This is a genomic window from Lactobacillus sp. RTP31084st1_F9_RTP31084_210423 (genome assembly GCF_040919545.1).
GTDB classification, from domain to species: domain Bacteria; phylum Bacillota; class Bacilli; order Lactobacillales; family Lactobacillaceae; genus Lactobacillus; species Lactobacillus paragasseri.
Map to the genome: position 1 here is coordinate 624,748 of NZ_JBCOVH010000001.1, position 19,870 is coordinate 644,617.

The 19,870-nt window shown below is 35.4% G+C and carries 14 protein-coding genes; 4 read left to right on the forward strand and 10 right to left on the reverse strand.

All coding sequences use genetic code 11. From position 1 onward, the window contains the following. Nucleotides 1–17 precede the first annotated feature (17 nt). Nucleotides 18–1,373, forward strand: coding sequence for an aspartate kinase (locus AB5359_RS03140; RefSeq protein ID WP_048686898.1), 1,356 nt, complete (start codon nt 18–20; stop codon nt 1,371–1,373). 57 nt (nt 1,374–1,430) lie between these two features. Here the strand turns inward: AB5359_RS03140 and AB5359_RS03145 are convergent, their stop codons facing one another. From AB5359_RS03145 to AB5359_RS03165, 5 genes are all read right to left on the reverse strand, one after another. Continuing rightward, nucleotides 1,431–3,374: a M13 family metallopeptidase gene (locus AB5359_RS03145; RefSeq protein WP_368280073.1), complete on the reverse strand. Its 1,944-nt coding sequence runs from the start codon at nt 3,372–3,374 to the stop codon at nt 1,431–1,433. Nucleotides 3,375–3,431: 57 nt separating this feature from the next. Then, nucleotides 3,432–3,563, reverse strand: coding sequence for a hypothetical protein (locus AB5359_RS03150; RefSeq protein WP_256322890.1), 132 nt, complete (start codon nt 3,561–3,563; stop codon nt 3,432–3,434). Nucleotides 3,564–3,796: 233 nt separating this feature from the next. Next, entirely contained in the window at nt 3,797–6,367 is a 2,571-nt protein-coding gene (locus tag AB5359_RS03155; protein WP_077410360.1) for an ABC transporter permease, read from the reverse strand. A gap of 9 nt (nt 6,368–6,376) precedes the next feature. Continuing rightward, on the reverse strand, nt 6,377–7,078 hold the full coding sequence (locus tag AB5359_RS03160) for an ABC transporter ATP-binding protein (RefSeq protein WP_048686896.1): 702 nt from the start codon (nt 7,076–7,078) through the stop codon (nt 6,377–6,379). A gap of 260 nt (nt 7,079–7,338) precedes the next feature. Beyond that, nucleotides 7,339–8,010 carry a DNA alkylation repair protein gene (locus tag AB5359_RS03165; protein ID WP_048686894.1) on the reverse strand — a complete coding sequence of 224 codons (672 nt, stop codon included), beginning with the start codon at nt 8,008–8,010 and terminating at the stop codon, nt 7,339–7,341. Nucleotides 8,011–8,062: 52 nt separating this feature from the next. On the opposite strand from AB5359_RS03165, the gene AB5359_RS03170 reads away from it, so the two are divergent. From AB5359_RS03170 to AB5359_RS03180, 3 genes are all read left to right on the forward strand, one after another. After that, nucleotides 8,063–9,187 carry a glycosyltransferase gene (locus AB5359_RS03170; protein ID WP_048686892.1) on the forward strand — a complete coding sequence of 375 codons (1,125 nt, stop codon included), beginning with the start codon at nt 8,063–8,065 and terminating at the stop codon, nt 9,185–9,187. A gap of 66 nt (nt 9,188–9,253) precedes the next feature. After that, nucleotides 9,254–11,992 carry a phosphoenolpyruvate carboxylase gene (gene ppc / locus AB5359_RS03175; RefSeq protein WP_144842148.1) on the forward strand — a complete coding sequence of 913 codons (2,739 nt, stop codon included), beginning with the start codon at nt 9,254–9,256 and terminating at the stop codon, nt 11,990–11,992. Nucleotides 11,993–12,022: 30 nt separating this feature from the next. Then, nucleotides 12,023–12,568, forward strand: coding sequence for an isochorismatase family cysteine hydrolase (locus AB5359_RS03180; protein ID WP_020807294.1), 546 nt, complete (start codon nt 12,023–12,025; stop codon nt 12,566–12,568). 113 nt (nt 12,569–12,681) lie between these two features. On the opposite strand, the gene pyrR is transcribed toward AB5359_RS03180, so the two are convergent. Genes pyrR through AB5359_RS03205 form a run of 5 tightly spaced genes read right to left on the reverse strand, consistent with a single transcriptional unit; the run spans nt 12,682 to nt 19,745 of the window. Then, nucleotides 12,682–13,218, reverse strand: coding sequence for a bifunctional pyr operon transcriptional regulator/uracil phosphoribosyltransferase PyrR (pyrR, locus tag AB5359_RS03185; RefSeq protein ID WP_003648947.1), 537 nt, complete (start codon nt 13,216–13,218; stop codon nt 12,682–12,684). A 27-nt stretch (nt 13,219–13,245) separates the two neighbouring features. Next, entirely contained in the window at nt 13,246–16,434 is a 3,189-nt protein-coding gene (carB, locus tag AB5359_RS03190) for a carbamoyl-phosphate synthase large subunit (protein ID WP_077410354.1), read from the reverse strand. After that, complete coding sequence (locus AB5359_RS03195; protein WP_048686887.1) at nt 16,427–17,515, reverse strand: carbamoyl phosphate synthase small subunit; 1,089 nt, start codon at nt 17,513–17,515, stop codon at nt 16,427–16,429. Before AB5359_RS03195 ends, carB begins: the two co-directional genes overlap by 8 nt. After that, entirely contained in the window at nt 17,512–18,789 is a 1,278-nt protein-coding gene (locus AB5359_RS03200; RefSeq protein WP_048686885.1) for a dihydroorotase, read from the reverse strand. The genes AB5359_RS03195 and AB5359_RS03200 overlap by 4 nt, the downstream gene beginning before the upstream one ends. Then, a complete protein-coding gene (locus tag AB5359_RS03205) occupies nt 18,789–19,745 on the reverse strand; it encodes an aspartate carbamoyltransferase catalytic subunit (RefSeq protein WP_048686883.1) in 957 nt (318 codons plus the stop codon). The genes AB5359_RS03200 and AB5359_RS03205 overlap by 1 nt, the downstream gene beginning before the upstream one ends. Nucleotides 19,746–19,870 lie beyond the last annotated feature (125 nt).

A 19,870-nucleotide genomic window follows, 5' to 3' on the forward strand; every position in this document is an offset into this window, starting at 1 on the left:
AAGGATAACTAATCCGTATGAAAGTAGCTAAATTCGGTGGCAGCTCCGTAGCTTCAGGCGCAAAAATTGCTCAAGTAATTAATATTTTAAATAACGATAATAAACGCCAAGTCGTAGTTGTTTCCGCTCCGGGAAAAAGAAATAAGACAGATACCAAGGTTACTGATCTTTTAATTAAGTATGCAAATCTTACCCTTCGTAAACAAAACTGTGAAAAAATTCAAGCCCAAATTTATGCTCGTTATGCTGAAATTGGAGAATATTTTGACTTGAGTATGCAGGGACTTAACGAGATCAAAGCTTTAATTAATGATCTTCCTACTCATACTTTTCCTAATCGTGATTATTTGATGGCAGCATTTAAAGCTCACGGCGAATTTTTAAATGCTAAACTCTTAACAATGATTATGAAAAAACAAGGATTTAAGGTGCGACTTCTAACACCAAGACAAGCTGGTTTAGTTGTAACCGGCAGTCCAAATGATGCTTCTGTCAACCCTGAAACTTATGTTAATCTCCGCAATCTTGAACTCGACCCCACTGAAAAAATTATCTTTCCTGGATTCTATGGAATTTCACCTTCTGGAAATATTGCCACTTTTTCACGTGGTGGCTCAGACATTACCGGCGCTATTTTAGCACGCGGTTTTAATGCAGAATTATATGAGAATTTTACTGATGTAGATGCCATTTTTTCAGCTAATCCTGCTATTGTTTCTCATCCCGAGCCAATTAGCAAAATGACCTACCGTGAAATGCGGGAACTTTCTTATGCTGGGTTTTCTGTCTTTCATGATGAAGCTTTAATTCCTGCTATTCAAGCACAGATTCCAGTTAATGTAAAAAATACCCAGCATCCCGAAAGACCAGGAACAATGATCGTGCCAGAGACCAACTTTAAAGCTCAACATACAATCACTGGTATTGCGGGCGGTAAAAACTTTGCTGCCCTCTATTTACACAAGTACTTGTTAAATAAGGGGGCTGGTTTTACATTAAAGATCTTACAAATTCTTGATCAACATAAAGTTGCTTATGAACATATGCCTTCTGGAATTGACGATATTACAATTATTTTCAAAAAAGAAGATCTTAATGCGGAACTAATTGATCAAATTTGTAATGAAATTCAAGTTTCGCTTAATCCAGATCAAATGCAGTGGATCGATGATTACGCAATTACTATGGTTGTTGGTGAAGGAATGCGCGACAAGCTAAGCCTGTGTGCAAGTATTCTCTATCCCTTAGGTCAAAAGAACATTTCAATTCAAATGATTAATCAAGGCGCATCACAGATTTCAATCATGATTGGAACTAGAAGAGGCGATGCCGAAGAAGTTATTCGAACTATTTATCAAACATTTTTTAATTAAAAATAATATCAAAAAGAGCGGTGAATCAATTCATCGCTCTTTTCATTAGGTTTCTCATTACCAAATAGTTATTCTATTTTCTGGATCAAGCCACATACCATCTTCTGGAGTTACATTGTATGCCTCATAGAATTCTTCTTGGTTTTGGGCTGGAATATTAACTCTGGTTGGCTGCGGTGCATGTACATCAGATTGTACTTCAGCCTTAATTGATTCCGGACGTTGTTTTTGCATCCAGCTCTTAGCATAAGTTTCAAAGAGATCTTTCATCTCTCCGCCCTCTGTCTTATTAGCTGCAATTGCACAAGAAAGTCCACTTAAGTCAGCAATATTTTCAGAAACTACTTGCTTACCATTTAACTTAACTGGACCATATTGTAAGCCATCGAAAATATCAGCAACTGCCTTGGTACGCTTGTTAAATTCTGCAAAGTCTTCCTTAGTCCACCAATTTTTCATGTTGCCCTTTTCATCAAATTGGGCACCGTTATTGTCAAAAGCATGAGAAACTTCATGACCAATTGTTGCACCAATTCCGCCATAGTTAGCAGCACGAGATTGTTTTGCATCATAAAATGGAGCCTGCAAGATTCCTGCTGGGAAGGTTAAGTCATTCTTATAAGGATCGTAGCAAGCGTTGTTCAAGTTACCCGGCATTTCCCAAATACTTTTATCAGGCTTTTTATTTAATCTTTGAAGAATATCTTTAATTCTTTCTTGATTAATCAAAACATGGTTTTCGTATAAAGTCTTGTTTGGATCTACAACTAAATTATCAAAAAGAGCTCTATTCTTTTCAGGATAGCCAACCTTTAACTTTAAAGCCTTTAATTTGATAATAGCTTGTTTTTTAGTAGGCTCTGAAAGCCAGGTATTTTCTTGAATTCTTTGTTCATAAACCTTAAGCATCTTTTTAATCATACTAATTACGTCAGCCTTGGCTTTGTCTCCGAGATAGGTCTTACCATAGTAAATGCCAATCACTTCATCAAAAGCCTCATTAGCTAGCCGATATGCATGCTTATCTTGAGATGGTAATTCTGGGACACCATAAACTGCTTGTCTGAATGGAAAGGCAGCTTCTCTAAAATCTTGAGATAAGTAGGTTGCACTTTTATTGATAAATTTAATAATCATCCAGTTCTTAAATTCTTCGAATTCGCTCTCACTCAAGAAATCATTAATATGGTTAAAGTAACGTGGTTCTGCTACAATTACCTTTTCAGGCATTTCAGGCAAAAGTTGCTTTAAGAATGAATTGATATCGAACTGATCAAATTTTGCTTCAAAGTCAGACAAACTAGCTGGATTATACATTGCCACTTCATCAGCCCATTCTTCTGTTGACTTTAAAATCTTAGAAAGTTTTTTATCAAATTCAATTCCACTCTTAGCCCAAGTTCTAGCTTGTTCTTCACTTATTCCAGCCATAGTAAGCAATTTTACAGTTTGCTTCTCTAAGACAGAAAGTAACTTTTTAGCATCCGGAACTTGATAAGCGGTAGTATCTGGCAAGAAAAGCTGTGGTCCAGTTGCATATAAGGCATTATGATCTGTATCCTTCATATCCTCAGATACATAGATATCAAACGGTAGTTCATAGCCACTTGATATTAATTGAGCCGCTTCTTGATTAAATTCTTCAAAATTTTTCAAAGAAGTTAGTCTGCTTAAGTCTTTCTTAATTGGTTCTGCTTGATCCTTATTTCTCTTATCAAAATCAGCTGCCAATTTGTAGTAGTTAATTGCCTTTTCAAAGTTTGCTACATCAGGAAGCGGCTTCTTACCATTGGCAAAATCTTCAAAATCCTTCATAAGCTTGTCTTCAATTCGCATGTCTAAAATCAAATTAATTCCAGTTGAAGTTCTGTCGGCTGGAATTTTTGCTTTTGAAAGCCATTCAGAGTTAACTGCTAAGTATAAATTATCTTGCGGTCTAGTATTAACATCAGGCTTAGTTAAGTCACCTGCGCCCCCACGAACGCTGAAGTATCTTCTCATAATTCCTTACCTCATTTCTTTAATTAGGTAAATGATATCATTATTAAAGATATTAAGCTAATTTTTATTTTCTTGTTCCACCAATAATTGAGTAGTAGAAACTAAACGATGATATTTTTGTTCGTTATGATATAAATCAACAAAATCTTCTGGTCCATCTTCGATAAAAGAATCATTAGAGTATGCCAAATAATTGTATGTTCTTGAATGGATAAAATTGTATTCTGCATTTTCTAATGGAATTTATTCTTCTTTCGCCAAAATCTTGCTGACTTCTTGAGTAATAGCTTCAATATAAAGTGATCTTTCGTTATCTAGATTTTCCATATTTAACACCTTCAAGTTGTCATCGATATTATTCATTTTCTAATTCTAAACCACAAAAGAACCGTATGCATCTTCAACATGCACACGGTTCTTTTTTAATCTACTGACTTCAAAGCTTCAAGCATATTAACTTCCTTAATATCACGATTTACAAAAATTGCCATAATCGCTGTGATCAACATTGGAATTATTGCTGAAAAAAGATAGTTACTCATCAAAATTCCAGGTCTAAACATCGCATTCATCGGAGCCAAATTGTCAATAATAAAACTATGAAGCCAATTTCCAATTAAAAAGCCAAATAGAATACCAAAGATTGAAAGAATAATCGTCTCACGATAAATATATAGACTAGCTTCTTTATTATAGAAACCTAAAACTTTCAAAGTAGAAATTTCTCTCATTCGCTCTTCTAGATTTGTCGTAGTTAAGGTAAAAATTACAACAATTGCTAAAAGTGCTGCTAAGCCAATTAATAAGAACATTACCTTATCCATACTTTGAATTAGACTATCAATTATTTGCTTATTGCTAGTATTTAAATTAATTGCATTAACCGCTTCAGTTTTCATCAATGAATTAGCAAAATCATCAGTTTTAACGCCTGACTTTAATTCAATTAACTGGGCATTGGTATTCATTTTCTGATCAAAATATCTCTCATAGATATCCGAATTCATCAAGACATAATGTCCCATATACATTTCACAAATCCGACTAATTGGCAATTTAACTTTTTTACCATTATTAGTATTTAAAGTTAACTTATCGCCAGGCTTTAAATTCAAGAGATTAGCCAGCTTTTCAGAAATAACCACGCCATGATTATTCAAGTTGATTTTTTGACCTGACTGTCTATTTCTTAGATTAATGTAGTTGTTAATATTTTTATCTTCTTTTGGCACAATTATTGAAATATCTTGATTTGTCCCGTCGATCTTTTTAGTAATATTTTCAAAATGTACTGGCAAATACTTATTTACTTGCTTTGAATTAAGTTTTTGTTCTAATTTTCTGCTCTGATTTCCAGACAAATCCTTTTTATCGACCGCAATTAGATCATATTTAATCAGCTCACCATATTGCTTTTGACCAATACCAGCTAAAGAATCACGAATGCCGAATCCCATCATCAATAAACCAGTGCATCCTGCAATCCCCAGAATTGTCATGATCATTTTTACTTTATAACGAAAAATATTCCTTAACGTAACTTTATAGTTAAAACTTAAACGTTGCCAAAGTGGTTTGATTCTTTCTAAGAAAATTCGCGAGCCATTCTTCGGCGGTTTTGGTAACAATAATTCACTTGTTTTTGCTCTTAAAACAAAAAATAGTTGAATTAAAGCAGCTCCTGTCGTACATAAAACTGCAATGAAGATAGTTAAGAATAGATACTTCCATGAAAATAAAGTCTGAAAATTCGTCAGTGTCAGATTAGCAGTATAAGAATTAAATATTATCTGCGGTAATAGCCAGTAGCCTCCAATTGCACCAATTAAGACGCCTGTTAAAGCAGCTGTTAAGCTATAAACAATGAATTTTAGACTAGTATCAGACTTGCTATATCCTAAAGCTCTTAAAACACCAATATTTTGTCTTTCTTCATCAATGAAGCGTGTCATAGTTGAAAAACTGACTAAAGCTGCCACTGCAAATAGAAAAACTGGGAAAATGTCAGTAATTAATTCAATTTTTTCTGAATTTGACTGGTAAGTATCATAACCAGGATCATTTTTACGATCATTAACATAATAAGAAATATTACCCAATTGCTTAATTTGCCACTTTTGCTTACTTAATTTACTTTCCTGTCTTTCCAATTGAGCTTTTTGCTCAGTTACGTTTAAGCCATTGCCTTCAGCTAATTGGACTTGCTGCTTAGCTTGATTAATCTGCTTTTGAGCTAATACTAAATTTTTATCAAGTTCTGTTTTCTTGGTTTTACCATTTTTATCTAGGGCTTTAGTGAGCTTTTTCTTTTTATCATCAATGATCCTTTGATAAGCACTAGAATATGGGTCTAAATTTTTTGTCTGATAAAAGCGAATTCGAGCAATACTATAATTTGAAGAACTAAAAGCACTCTTTTTTACTGCTGCAATCCCTGAAAGCTGACCAGTCCCGACAGTAGTTTGACCAATATTGCTTTTATCCGTATATTCGCTTGGTCGAATAAAACCAACAATCTTAAAACGATTAGTTTTCAAATTATTATGATTATCTAACTTAATCCATTCCCCTAAACGATATTTATCTTTAAGTAAATAACTAATCGCAATTTGGCTATTCTTGTTTGGCAACTTTCCACTAACTATTTTATTAGTGGAAACACTTTTAGTTTCTGATAAAACACGCAGGCTGATCTTGGAATTATTAACGGTTGTATCCTGCAAATATCCTAAATCTAATGTTGCATTTTTAGCGTGATTCCTAAGCGTCTGAAGATCTCTGTTATCAAGACCATAATTTGAACTGACTGTTAAATCTGCTAAATTTATATTTCGATAATACCTTTGGACGGTATATCTCATATCAGGACCGGCCATCTTTAAGCCAATAAAGGCAAAAGCACTAACTGCCATTAGTAACATAATCCCAATAAAGCGTCCCCAAGAATTAGTGAGTGAATTTACAGCATCTTTCCATAAAACTTTTTTACTCATGTCACTCACCTACCATTCAATTTTTTCAATATCTTGCGGATGAGCGTTATTTTCAATTTGCTTTATTTTTCCATCTTGGATCCTGATAACCTTGTCAGCTATTGGAGCTAAAGCTGCATTATGCGTCACAATGATAACTGTTGAATTTTTCTTTAAACTACGATCTTGTAGAATCTTAAGGACTTTTTTACCAGTCTGATAGTCTAAAGCTCCTGTTGGTTCATCACATAACAGTAAAGCTGGATTCTTAGCAATTGCACGTGCAATCGCAACTCGTTGCTGCTCTCCACCAGAGAGTTGGGATGGGAAGTTATTGATCCTATTTTCAAGCCCCACTTCTTTGAGGGCAACTTCTGCATCAAGCGGATTAGCTACTAACTCATTTGCCAGTTCTACATTTTCTTTAGCGGTTAAATTAGGTATTAAGTTATAAAACTGAAAAACAAAACCAATTTTGTTTCTCCGATATTTGGTTAATTCCTTGGCAGAATAGTTTGCAATGTTATTTCCATTAACAATAACTTCTCCCTTAGTAACATTCTCCATACCGCCTAAAATATTCAATAAAGTAGACTTGCCGGCACCAGATGATCCTAAAATAATTACCAATTCACCCTGCTCAATATCAAAGCTAAGATCTTTATTTGCCCAAACGGTAGTTGCGCCCGTGCCATACTTCTTTGAACAGTTTCTTAATTCAATAAAAGCCAATTTATTCATCCCCTATTTCTAGTATCCCTATAGATATATTGTATGAAAAATTGACTAATTATATGAGTAAAAAGCATTAGTATAACAGACTTTTTGGTAGTTCAATTATTTCTTATTAAAAATAAACTTTACTGCAATAAAAATAAGTATCAAAACACCAAAAATCAAATTCTCTATTATATTTCCCTGCTTAACAGCTAAAATTAAAAAGCCACACAAAACAAAAAAAGTAATAAGCTTGCTTAAATTACCTCTAGACTTCATGATAAATACTTACTTCCCTCTTTAATCGAAAGAGATGCCATCTCAGCATGATGCTTGCTAATAAAATCTTTTACCCAGTCTGGGTTAGTTTTAGAATAATCGCGTAACGCCCAACCAATTGCCTTATTAATAAAGAATTCTGAACTGCCTAAATTATTTTCTAAAATCGTATTTAGTAATTCAATGTTCATTTTATCCTTTCGCAAAAGCTGATGCTCGATCGCTACTCTTCTGATCCAAAAGTCATCATCCTGTGACCAAGCCAACATTAAATCGTTTACTCGGTCATCCCTTAATCCTATTTTTCCAATTGGTTTAATTAAACTATCAATTGTATCCCACCATTGTTTAGACTTTACATAATTAAAAATATGGTCAATGTCTTCAAACGTGAGATATTTTTCCAATGCAATTAGATAATCACAAACAAAGTATTGAGCCTCACGATGTTCATCTACCCATGCTTGATCTAAAAAATCCCAATCAATTTTTTTATTTGCTTTTTCTAACTTAATAAGGTCATGATAACTCTCTCTACGTTCTGGAGACTTCAAACCAAAAAACTTAAACTTATTTCTCAAATAGCTTTCCATTTGACTAGCTATTTCTGGATTGCTATTTTCGATTAACCTTTGTCTTAATTGTTGATACTTGCTTATTTCTTTCACGTCAGTTTCCTTACTTGTTAAAATAAATCTAGTATTAGAGAGGATGATAATCATGAAAATTTTAATTGTCATCGATGATTATTTCAATAAAAGCAATGGCATGTCAATTTCTACACAACGCTTTGTTAAACAATTTCAAAAAATGGGGCACGAAGTGCGTGTCCTAGCTTCGATCGCTGGTGGAGAGCCTGACTATCCACTTCCAATAATGACGATTCCAATTTTTAAAAATATAATTGCTAAAGAAGGCTTTCATTTTGCTAAACCTGAAAAGAAAACCATTGAAAAAGCTGTTAAATGGGCCGATCTAGTACACTTGAAAGACCCCTTCCCAGTTTGCGCTTGTGCAGGTAAAATTGCTAAACGATTCAAGAAGCCAATTACTGGTACTTTTCACCTTTATCCTGAAAATTTAACTGCTTCTGTTCCTATCTTAGATCATCCTAGCATCAACTCCACTTTTATGAAGCTTTTTCGTGATACTACCTTTAATTATTGCAATTACTTGCAGTGTCCAACAGCTAAAGTCAAACAAAGATTACAAAAATATCATTTCAAATCTAAATTAATAACTATTTCAAACGGCATTAGCGATTATTACTTACAAGATAATCAGCGAGAACTTAAAAATGACTCCTTCACGATTCTTTCGATTGGACGCTTTTCTAATGAAAAAGATCAAAAGACCCTTATTAAAGCTATTTCACTCAGCAAACATAAAAACAAAATCTGTCTCATCTTAGCAGGTAAAGGGCCATTAAAGTCTGAATATATTGAACTTTGCCGCAAATTAAAAATTAATGCCCAGCTTGCTTTTTATAGCAGAGATGAACTAAAACAGGTAATGAAACAATCAAATATTGTTGTTCATTGCGCTAATGTCGAAGTAGAAGGAATGGCTTGTATGGAAGCCTTTGCAACTGGCTGTGTTCCAGTAATTGCAGAAAGTCCACTTTCTTCGACTAGCGCCTATGCTTTAAGTCCTCAAAATCGTTTTCCAGCTGGCAATAAGCAAATTTTAGCGCAGAAAATTGATTACTGGATTACTCACCCTCAAGACTTAAAAATAATGAGTTCAAATTATCAAAATTATGCTAAATCACTTTCGATTGAAAACTCGGCTACCAAGGTTTTAGCAATGTTTGAAAAAGCTCAAAAAAATTATGTTTCAAACTAATATTCAAACATACAAATCTGTGATATCCTTATGTTAAATCTTTCACAAAAAGGAGGAAACTTTTTAATGTCCATCAAGAAGTTAGAAAACAGTAGTGACCACGCAATGGTTGCTGAAGAGGTTAAGATTTTGACCAACTTGCTTAATGAAAGTACGCGTCAATTGAGCGGCGACGTTGTTTTTAATAAGATCCAAGACTTGATCAAGATTTCTGCTCAAAAAGACTACGATGCTCTTGAAAAGCAAATTGCTAGTTTAACTAATCAAGAGATGATGGTGGTTGCTCGCTACTTTGCAACCCTACCCTTATTAGTTAATATTTCTGAAGATGTGGAATTAGCAAGTGAAGTTAACTTGCTCAATAATACTGATCAAGATTATCTTGGCAAACTTGAAGATACAATTGATTTAGTTGCACAAAAAGAGAACGCTCGTGAAATCTTAAAGCATGTTAATGTTGTACCAGTTTTAACGGCTCATCCTACTCAAGTTCAAAGAAAAACCGTTCTTGAATTAACCGATCAGATTCACGGCTTATTACGTAGCTATCGTGAAGTTAAGAATGGAACTATCAATCAGGCTGAATGGACTGAAAAGCTTCGTGCCTATATTGAAATTTTAATGCAAACAGATATTATTCGTAGTCACAAGTTGCAAGTATCTAACGAAATTACTAATGTTTTAGCTTACTATCCTAAGGCGTTAATTCCAGCAATTACCAAGTTTACGGCTCGCTATCAAGAATTAGCTAAAAAACATAATTTAGATCTTAAAGGCGCAACTCCAATTACGATGGGAATGTGGATTGGCGGCGACCGGGACGGTAACCCTTATGTAACAGCTGATACATTAAAGCTAAGTGCAGGTTTACAAAGCCAAGTTATTTTTGAATATTACATCAAAAAACTAAATAAACTTTACCGCACTATTTCAATGTCTACGTCTTATATGAAAACTTCCTCAGCTGTTGAAAAACTTTCAGAGCTCTCAAACGACGACTCACCATTTAGAACCAATGAACCTTATCGCCGTGCCTTTTACTATATTGAGAGTCGCTTGCTTCATACTGAATACCAACTTTTGGGTACAGCTGATAAAAATAGTTTTGTTAAAAAGCGTGACTTAGAAAACTTAGATAAGATTCCTGTTTATAAGAATCCTCAAGATTTCAAAGCGGATTTAATTACAATCAAAGAATCACTTGAACAAGATCATGACCAGGCAGTCATTAAAAGTTTCTTTACTGAGCTTTTAGAAGCAATTGATATTTTCGGCTTTCACTTGGCAACAATTGATATGCGGCAAGATTCTAGCGTAAACGAAGCATGTGTGGCTGAGTTACTCAAGAGTGCTGGAATTTGTGATAATTACAGTGATTTACCAGAAAAAGAAAAAGTTCAAGTCCTACTTAAAGAACTAAATGACGATCCACGTAATCTACATGCTAATAACAAGCCTAAGTCTGACCTACTTCAAAAAGAATTAAAAATTTACAAGACTGCACGTCAACTTAAAGATCGCATCGGCGAAGACGTAATTAAGCAGCATATTATTTCTCATACGGAAAGCGTTTCTGACCTATTAGAGCAAGCAATTATGCTCAAAGAATACGATCTTTTAGACAATCAAGGTGCCCGCATCCAAGTAGTTCCATTATTTGAAACAGTTGAAGATTTAGAGAACTCCCGCGAAATCATGAAAGAGTTTTTGAACTTAGATATTGTTAAAAAATGGCTTGCTTCTCAAAACAATTACCAAGAAATTATGCTCGGCTATTCTGATTCAAACAAAGACGGTGGCTACTTAGCTTCTTGCTGGAATCTCTATAAGGCTCAAAAAGATTTAACTGCAATGGGCAAGAAATTAGGCGTTAATATTACCTTTATGCATGGACGTGGCGGAACTGTTGGCCGTGGTGGTGGTCCTTCATATGAAGCCATTACTGCTCAACCTTTTGGTTCAATTAATGATCGGATTCGAATGACTGAACAAGGTGAAATCATTCAAAATAAATATGGTAATCAAGATACTGCCTATTACAACTTAGAAATGCTTGCTTCAGCAACGATTGACCGAATTGTTTCTAAGCAAATCGTAAGCGAAGATGATATTGGTGGCTTCCGTGATTCAATGGATAAGATTGTACTTGATAGTAATAAAGTTTACCGTAAATTAGTTTTCGAAACGCCTGCCTTTCTTGACTACTTCTTACAAGCTACTCCAATTAAACAAATTTCCAACTTAAATATTGGCTCTCGCCCAGCTGCAAGAAAGAAAATCACTGACTTCTCTGGTTTAAGAGCTATTCCATGGGTATTCTCCTGGTCACAGAGTAGAATTATGTTTCCAGGTTGGTATGGGGTTGGATCTGCCTTTAAGCACTTTATTGATTCCGATTCTCACAACTTAGAAACTTTACAAAAGATGTATCAGGGCTGGCCATTCTTCCACTCTCTACTTTCTAACGTCGATATGGTTTTATCAAAATCTAACATGGATATCGCCAAGCAATATGCGGACCTATGTGAAGATGAAGATACTAAGAATGTCTTTGACACTATCTACCAAGAATGGAAACTTACCAAAGAAGTTATTCTTCAAATTGAAGGTAATAAGGAGCTACTAGCTGATAATCCAAGCCTTCAAATGAGTTTAAATTACCGGATGCCATACTTTAATATTCTTAACTACATTCAGATTGAGATGATTAAACGGGATCGTGTTGATGACATTGCTGGTGTTTACGAAAGCATCTTACCAATTACTATCAATGGTGTAACTTCTGGCTTACGTAATTCGGGATAGTTTTAAGAATTTTATTTTGAGGAAAGCAACATGACAAAAGCACTATTAATTATTGATTATACTAATGATTTTATTGCAGATAATGGTTCTCTTACCTGCGGCAAACCTGCCCAAGATTTGGAAGATTATTTAATTGAGCTTGCAGATAAATTTTATGAAAACGGTGATTACGTTATTTTCCCAACTGACGGTCATACCGGAGATAAATTTAGCCCTGAATACAAGCTTTTCCCGCCACATAATATTGTCGGCACCCCGGGACAAGAACTTTATGGCAAATTAAAAGATTGGTACGAAAGTCATAAGTCTAGCGAACGTATTTATAAGTTTAATAAAAATCGCTACTCTTCTTTCCAAAATACCAATCTTGATAATTACCTACGTGAACGTAAAATCGATGATCTTTGGCTAACCGGTGTATGTACTGATATTTGTGTACTTCATACCGCAGTGAGTGCCTATAATTTAAATTATGGCATCACCATTCCAACTAAAGGCGTTACAACATTTACCGAGCATGGACAAGAATGGGCATTAGACCACTTCAAGAATTCACTTGGTGCAAAAGTAATATAATGTTATGAACGAAAAATATTACTATGAGATAATGTCACAAAATTAAATAAAAAGAATAAGCTGTATTACCTGTTCTAGAAGATAATACAGCTTATTTTCTTTGATTAAAATTTCTATTTTAAATTGATTAATTCAATACTATCAACACCGTCAATTTCACTGACATTAACGGACACTTGTTCATTAAGAGAGGTTGGAATATTTTTACCAACAAAATCAGCTTTGATCGGTAATTCTCGATGTCCTCGATCTACTAAAACAGCTACAGAAATCGATTTGGGTCGTCCATTTGCTATCAAGGCATCCATCGCTGCCCTAATTGTGCGACCGGTATAAAGAACGTCGTCTACTAAGACAACATTTTTGTTAGTAATATCTAAGTCCATCGGCTCTAAATCAGGTATTTTTTCCTGACTAAAATCATTTTTCCGATCATCCCGATAAGGTGTAATATCCAATTCACCTACTGGAACGTCGACTTTTTCGACCTCTTTAAGTCGATCACGCATTCTGCGAGCCAAATACACTCCACGCGTCTTAATACCGACTAAAACTAGATCTTCTACTCCCTTATTTCTTTCAATAATTTCATACGTAATTCTGACAAGAGCTCGCTTCATTGCAAGCTTATCCCAAATTTCTTTTGCCATTGTATCTCTTCCCTAATCAAGAATTTCTTATTTTAAGGCGTCTGTCGCAAATGATCTATTTTCAAGAGAAGTTAAAAGCGCGTCAGCTGTGTCAAGAGCAGTTAACAAGGGAACATTTTGTTGAATAGCCATCTGTCTAATAATAAATCCATCTGAGTTCTTTTCAATATCATGTCCCATAGTATTAATCACTAAGTCGATCTTCCCATCCCTCAGTTCATTCAAGATATTATCATCTGCATTTTCGTTTTCATGAACTTTGGTTACTAGATCAACATGCAAGCCATTATTCTTTAAAAAGTCAGCTGTCCCTTTTGTCGCAAAAATTCGATAACCAATTCTAGCAAAACGCTTAGCAATTGGTAAAATCTTATCTTTATCTCTATCTTCAATTGTCAATAAAACATTTCCGTTTTCAGGTAGCTGCATCTTTGCTCCTGCAAAGGCCTTATAAAGTGCTTTGGCAAAGGTATGGTCGCTTCCCATTACTTCACCAGTGGACTTCATTTCAGGTCCAAGATATGAATCCACATCTGCCAACTTACTAAAGCTAAACACAGGAGCCTTAACGCTAATCATTTCTGGCTCTGGAGCAAGACCATCGCTGTAGCCTTGCTCTGCTAAGCTTTCACCCATAATTACTCTAGTTGCAACTTGCGCCATTTCAATTCCAGTTATTTTACTCAAAAACGGCACTGTTCTACTTGCCCGAGGGTTTACTTCGATTACGTAAACTTCACCATTTCTAACAATAAACTGAATGTTCATAATTCCAACACAATTAAGAGTAAGCGCTAATTTCCGAGTAACGTCCATAATCTTCTCTTTGACGTCATCAGTAAATGTTTGTGGTGGATAAACAGCCATTGAGTCACCTGAGTGAACACCTGCATGTTCAATATGTTCCATAATTCCAGGCAATAGTACATCTTTACCATCACAAATTGCATCAACGTCGCATTCACGACCATCTAAGTAATCATCAACTAAAATTGGGTGATCAGCTGCAATATCTACGTGATCATGTAAGTATTCTTCTAGTTCGCTCTTATTATAAACAATTTCCATTGCTTTTCCACCCAGCACATAACTTGGACGAACTAAGACTGGGTATCCTAACTCTTCAGCTGCTTTAATTACGCCATCATGCGTTGTAGCAGTTAAGCCTTTCGGTTGATTAAGTTGAAGCTTTTTAATAATTTGGTCAAATAGTTCACGATCTTCTGCACGGTTAAGATCTTTAACTGTCGTTCCAAGGATCTTAACTCCATGTTTTTCTAAACCAGCTGCTAAATTAATAGAAGTTTGACCACCGAATTGAACAATGACACCTTCCGGCTTCTTTAAGTCGCAAACATTCAAGACATCTTCTAATGTTAAAGGTTCAAAATACAGTTTATCCGAAATTGAAAAGTCAGTTGAAACAGTTTCCGGGTTTGAATTAATTACAATTGCTTCATAACCCATTTTTTGTAGTGCTTTAACACAGTGAACTGTGGCATAATCAAACTCAACTCCCTGTCCAATTCTAATTGGGCCAGAACCAATAACAATAACTGATTTCTTTCCAGACTTATGTGATTCATTTTCACCATCATAAGTTGAATAGAAATAAGGTGTTTTGGATTCAAATTCAGCTGCACAGGTGTCAACCATCTTATAAACTGGAATGATATTTTGCTTTTTACGTAAGTCTCTAACTTGATCAGCCTTTTCATCCCATAAAGCAGCTATAGTTGGATCGCTAAAGCCATATTTTTTAGCTAAACGTAAAGTCTCAAGATTATCCTTACTTTCTTTAATGGTCTTCTCCATTTCAACCATATGACTCACAATATCTAAGAAATAAAAGTTAATCTTCGTTAATTCGTGTACATCTTCAAGACTGTACCCTCTTCTAAATGCCTCAGCTAAGTAAAAGAGACGATCATCTTGTGCTCTAACTAGCTTTTGTTCAATTTCTTCATCACTTGCCCGATGAGCTTTTTCTGAATATAAATCTTTTTCATCAATTTCAAGTGACCTTACTGCTTTCTGCATTGCTTCTTCAGCAGTTCGACCAATTGCCATTACTTCACCGGTTGCTTTCATTTGTGTACCCAAAGTACGATCAGCTTTAGAGAATTTATCAAATGGCCAGCGTGGAATTTTGCAGACAACATAGTCTAATGCTGGTTCAAATTCTGCATAAGTTGTTCCAGTTACTGGGTTCTTAATTTCATCTAAAGTCATTCCGATTGCAATTTTAGCTGCCATCTTGGCAATTGGATAACCGGTTGCTTTTGAAGCAAGAGCACTCGATCTTGACACTCTTGGATTAACTTCAATCACGTCATAATCAAAACTATTTGGGTCTAAAGCTAGCTGCACATTACAACCACCTTCAATTTTAAGAGCACGAATTAAACGTAAAGAGCAATCTCTAAGCATTTGGTATTCTTTATCGCTTAAAGTTTGACTAGGTGAAAAGACAATTGAATCTCCTGTATGAATACCAACTGGATCAAAATTTTCCATGCAGCAAACGATCATTGCATTATCGTCATGGTCACGCATTACCTCAAACTCAATTTCTTTATAGCCAGCGATGGATTTTTCAATTAAACATTCAGTCACTGGAGAAAGCTCTAAACCATTCTTAGCAATTTCAGCTAATTCTTCATGACTATGGCAGATTCCGCCACCAGTTCCACCCATCGTAAATGCTGGTCTAACAATGATTGGATATCCAATTTCATCACCAAATGCAAGAGCATCTTCTACTGTATTAACAGTTCTTGAAGGAGGAACAGGTTCGCCTAATTTTTTACATAATTCTTTGAATTTTTCTCTATCTTCTGCTTGTTCAATTGAAGATAATTTTGTTCCTAATAACTCAATATTTAATTCATCTAAAATTCCAGTTTTAGCCAAGGCTAACGCCATGTTCAATCCAACTTGGCCGCCAAGAGTTGGCAGAATTGCATCAGGATATTCCTGTCTAATTATTCTAGAAATTGATTCTACTGTTAGTGGTTCAATGTAAACCTTATCAGCAATGGTTGTATCAGTCATAATTGTCGCTGGATTTGAGTTGACCAAAACCACTTCGTAACCTTCTTCACGAAGAGCTAAGCAAGCTTGAGTACCTGAATAATCAAACTCAGCAGCTTGACCAATAATAATTGGACCAGAACCAATCACCATAATTTTATGAATATCTGTTCTTTTAGGCATGACGCTCTTCTTCCTTTCTTTGGTCAATCATTGACATGAAATCATCAAATAATGAATCTTCATCATGAGGTCCTGGTGTTGCATCAGGGTGGAATTGCACTGAAAATGCTGGATACTTTTTATGGCGTAAACCTTCAACAGTCCCGTCATTTACTTCAACATGCGTAATCATCAGATTTTCTTTATCAATTGAAGCAGAATCAACTGCATAACCATGATTTTGCGAAGTAAAACCAATATTTCCAGTTGCAATTTCTCGTACTGGATGGTTAAAACCACGGTGTCCAAATTTCATCTTGTAGGTTTTAGCACCATTAGCAAGTGCAAAAACTTGGTGCCCCATACAAATTCCAAACAAAGGAACATGTTTTTCAACTTCTTGAACCATCTTTGCAGCTTCAACCATTTCTTCTGGATCTCCAGGTCCATTAGATAGGAGCACGCCATCTGGATTAAGACTTAAAATTTCATCAGCGCTTGCAGTGTAAGGTAAAACAATGCAATTACAATCTCTTTCAGCTAACTCTCGTAAAATACTATGCTTAATTCCAAAATCAACTACAACAATGTTACGTTTAGAGCCTGGAACTGGATAAGAGTTCTTAGTTGAAACACGGCTAATTACACCTTGAGTAATATTTTGCTCTTTTAATTCTTGAGCAATCTTAGTGGCGTCTTCTTTAGAATCAGTGATCTTTCCTTTTAAGGTACCGTGAATTCGAAGTTTCTTAACCAATTCACGCGTATCAATTCCTTGTAAGCCAGGAATATTTAGTCTTTCTAAAAATTTTGGCAAAGTTGTTTGCATTCTCCAATTATCTGGATGACGAGCAACTTGATGACATACTACACCCTTAATTTGCGGTTCAAGTGATTCATAGTCTGCTAAGGTAATCCCATAATTACCAATTAAGGGATTAGTAAAAACCAAAATCTGGTCAGCATAACTTTGATCAGTAATTGCCTCTTGATAACCAGTCATACCCGTTGTAAAAACAACTTCACCGCTGCTTTCGCAGTCAGCCCCAAAGGCTTCTCCTTCATAAATACTCCCATCTTCTAAAATTAAATAGCGCTTCATTTTGTTCCCCTTTGATATACAACTTCACCGTCAACAAGCGTCATCACTGTTTCACCATATACTTTTTGACCAGTAAATGGTGTATTTACACCTTTTGATTTAAAATCTGCTTCCTTAATTTTGGTTTTATGCTCAATATCAAAAATTGCAATATCTGCATTTTTACCAGGTTCAAGAACACCTGCATTCTTAATTCCAAACACTTTAGCTGGTTTGTCACTGAGAAGTGCTAATAATTGTTCAAGCCTTAAAACTTTTTCTTCTTTTACAAATTTAGTATAGAGTGTGCTAAAAGCCGTTTCGCTTCCAGTAATTCCAAAAGCAGCGTCTTTCATGCCGCCCTGCTTTTCTTTTTTTGCATGTGGTGCATGATCAGTAGCAATCAAGTCAATTGTTCCATCTAGCAAACCAACTAGAAGAGCTGCTTGATCTTCTTTATTTCTTAGTGGCGGATTCATTTTGAAGTAACCATTGTCTTTAGGAATATCGTTATCAGTCAATAAAATGTGGTGCGGGGCAACTTCACAAGTTACGTTAATTCCACGTGCTTTAGCTAGGCGCACCAGTTCAACGCTTGTCTTAGTTGAGACATGGCAAATGTGATAGTGAACTCCAGTCTTTTGTGCTAAAAGTAGGTCACGCGCAATTTGAGTAGTTTCCGCAAGCTCAGTAACGGGTGGTAAATCAAGTCTTTCTGCTGTTATACCTTCGTTCACAATTCCTTTGTTAAAAAGCGAATCGTCCTGGGCATGAGTTGCAATGATTAAGTTGTTTTCTTTAGCTTTTTGCATTGCTAAATACATTGTTTGCGCAGTTTGTACGCCGTGGCCATCATTACTCAAGGCAAAGGCACCGGCTTTTTTCAATGCTGCATAATCAGGAATAATATCAGTTGTTTCATCGTTAGTTATTGGGCCATATTGAAAAATATGAACTACACCTTTACTCTGGTTTTCCTCCACCATCTTCTTCATTAATTCAGGTGTATTAGGAACCGGAGTAACATTTGGCATTGCACCGACGGTTGTAAAACCACCACGTGCTGCAGCTTGACTACCAGTTTTAATATCTTCTTTATAAGTTTGACCAGGATCACGGTAGTGAACATGAACATCGACTAATCCCGGACTAACAAGCATTCCTTGGGCATCAATGACATTTTCTGCATCTAAATCTATTCCAATCGCCTTTATTTTTTTACCTTCAATTAAGACATCAGCTTTAATTAAGCGACCATTTTGGTAAACTATTCCATTTTTTATTACAGTTGCCATTACTTAAGTCCTCCCAATTTTCTTCCACGCAAAACTGCTTCTATCATCGCCATTCTCATAAACACACCATTTTGCATTTGACGCGTAAACATACACTTATCGCTTTCAACTAAGTCTCCACTTAATTCAACGTCGTGATTAATTGGACCTGGGTGCATAATAATTGTGTCAGGCTTTAGTTCTTGGTAGCGTTTATGATTAATTCCATATTCTTCATGATATGCTTTGGCATCAAAGCTCTTTTCATTCGGATCACCGCTGTGTCTTTCATGTTGAACTCTCAAGAGCATCATGATATCCATTTCAGGAACTAGCTTGTCTAATTTCTCATATTTTCCATACTTATCATATTCACTTGAATACCAGTACTCAGGACCTGAGAAGTAAACCTCTGCACCTAATCTTGTCAACAATTCCATATTGCTTTTGGCCACGCGTGAATTAGTAATGTCTCCAACAATAGCCACTTTCAAGCCTTTAAAATGACCAAAGCGTTCATGAATTGTCATCATATCTAATAAGCATTGACTAGGATGTTGCCCACTGCCATCACCTGCATTAATTACGCCAATATTTAAGTGTTGATGCTTCTTTGGATGAATGAGATCTTGATAGTATTCATTTTGTGAGTGACGAATCACCTCAATATTTACTCCAACGGCATCCATAATCAGAGAGGTGTCATATAAAGTTTCACCTTTATTAACTGAAGAATGTGCTGGATCAAAAGGAATTACTGTTAAGCCTAATTTTCTTTCAGCCATTTCAAAACTAGTATGCGTCCTGCTTGAATCTTCAAAAAACATATTTGAAATATAAACTGGCTGAGTTAAACGCGGTGTTGCTCCACCATTTTTAAAGTACTCTGCTCGCTTAATTAAAGCTTCAACTTCTTCAACACTTAAATTTTCTACACTAACAAAATGTGGTAAACTGACAAGATTTATTTTTTCCATTTTTTATTCCTTCTAAAACAAAAGGCCTGAAGCATTTAATTGCTCCAGGCCTATTCTTCGTATTCTGGTACACGAAAAATATAGCAACCCTTCTGGCCCTCTCTGGAGTCAATTAAATGGTTGAC

Bases quoted from the DNA above. Each gene is read 5' to 3' on its own strand.
- AB5359_RS03180 (WP_020807294.1), top strand. From the start codon at position 12,023: ATGACAAAAGCACTATTAATTATTGATTATACTAATGATTTTATTGCA.
- pyrR (WP_003648947.1), bottom strand. From the start codon at position 13,218: ATGGCAAAAGAAATTTGGGATAAGCTTGCAATGAAGCGAGCTCTTGTC.
- ppc (WP_144842148.1), top strand. From the start codon at position 9,254: ATGTCCATCAAGAAGTTAGAAAACAGTAGTGACCACGCAATGGTTGCT.
- AB5359_RS03145 (WP_368280073.1), bottom strand. From the start codon at position 3,374: ATGAGAAGATACTTCAGCGTTCGTGGGGGCGCAGGTGACTTAACTAAG.
- AB5359_RS03170 (WP_048686892.1), top strand. From the start codon at position 8,063: ATGAAAATTTTAATTGTCATCGATGATTATTTCAATAAAAGCAATGGC.
- AB5359_RS03195 (WP_048686887.1), bottom strand. From the start codon at position 17,515: ATGAAGCGCTATTTAATTTTAGAAGATGGGAGTATTTATGAAGGAGAA.
- AB5359_RS03155 (WP_077410360.1), bottom strand. From the start codon at position 6,367: ATGAGTAAAAAAGTTTTATGGAAAGATGCTGTAAATTCACTCACTAAT.
- AB5359_RS03205 (WP_048686883.1), bottom strand. From the start codon at position 19,745: ATGGAAAAAATAAATCTTGTCAGTTTACCACATTTTGTTAGTGTAGAA.
- carB (WP_077410354.1), bottom strand. From the start codon at position 16,434: ATGCCTAAAAGAACAGATATTCATAAAATTATGGTGATTGGTTCTGGT.
- AB5359_RS03200 (WP_048686885.1), bottom strand. From the start codon at position 18,789: ATGGCAACTGTAATAAAAAATGGAATAGTTTACCAAAATGGTCGCTTA.
- AB5359_RS03140 (WP_048686898.1), top strand. From the start codon at position 18: ATGAAAGTAGCTAAATTCGGTGGCAGCTCCGTAGCTTCAGGCGCAAAA.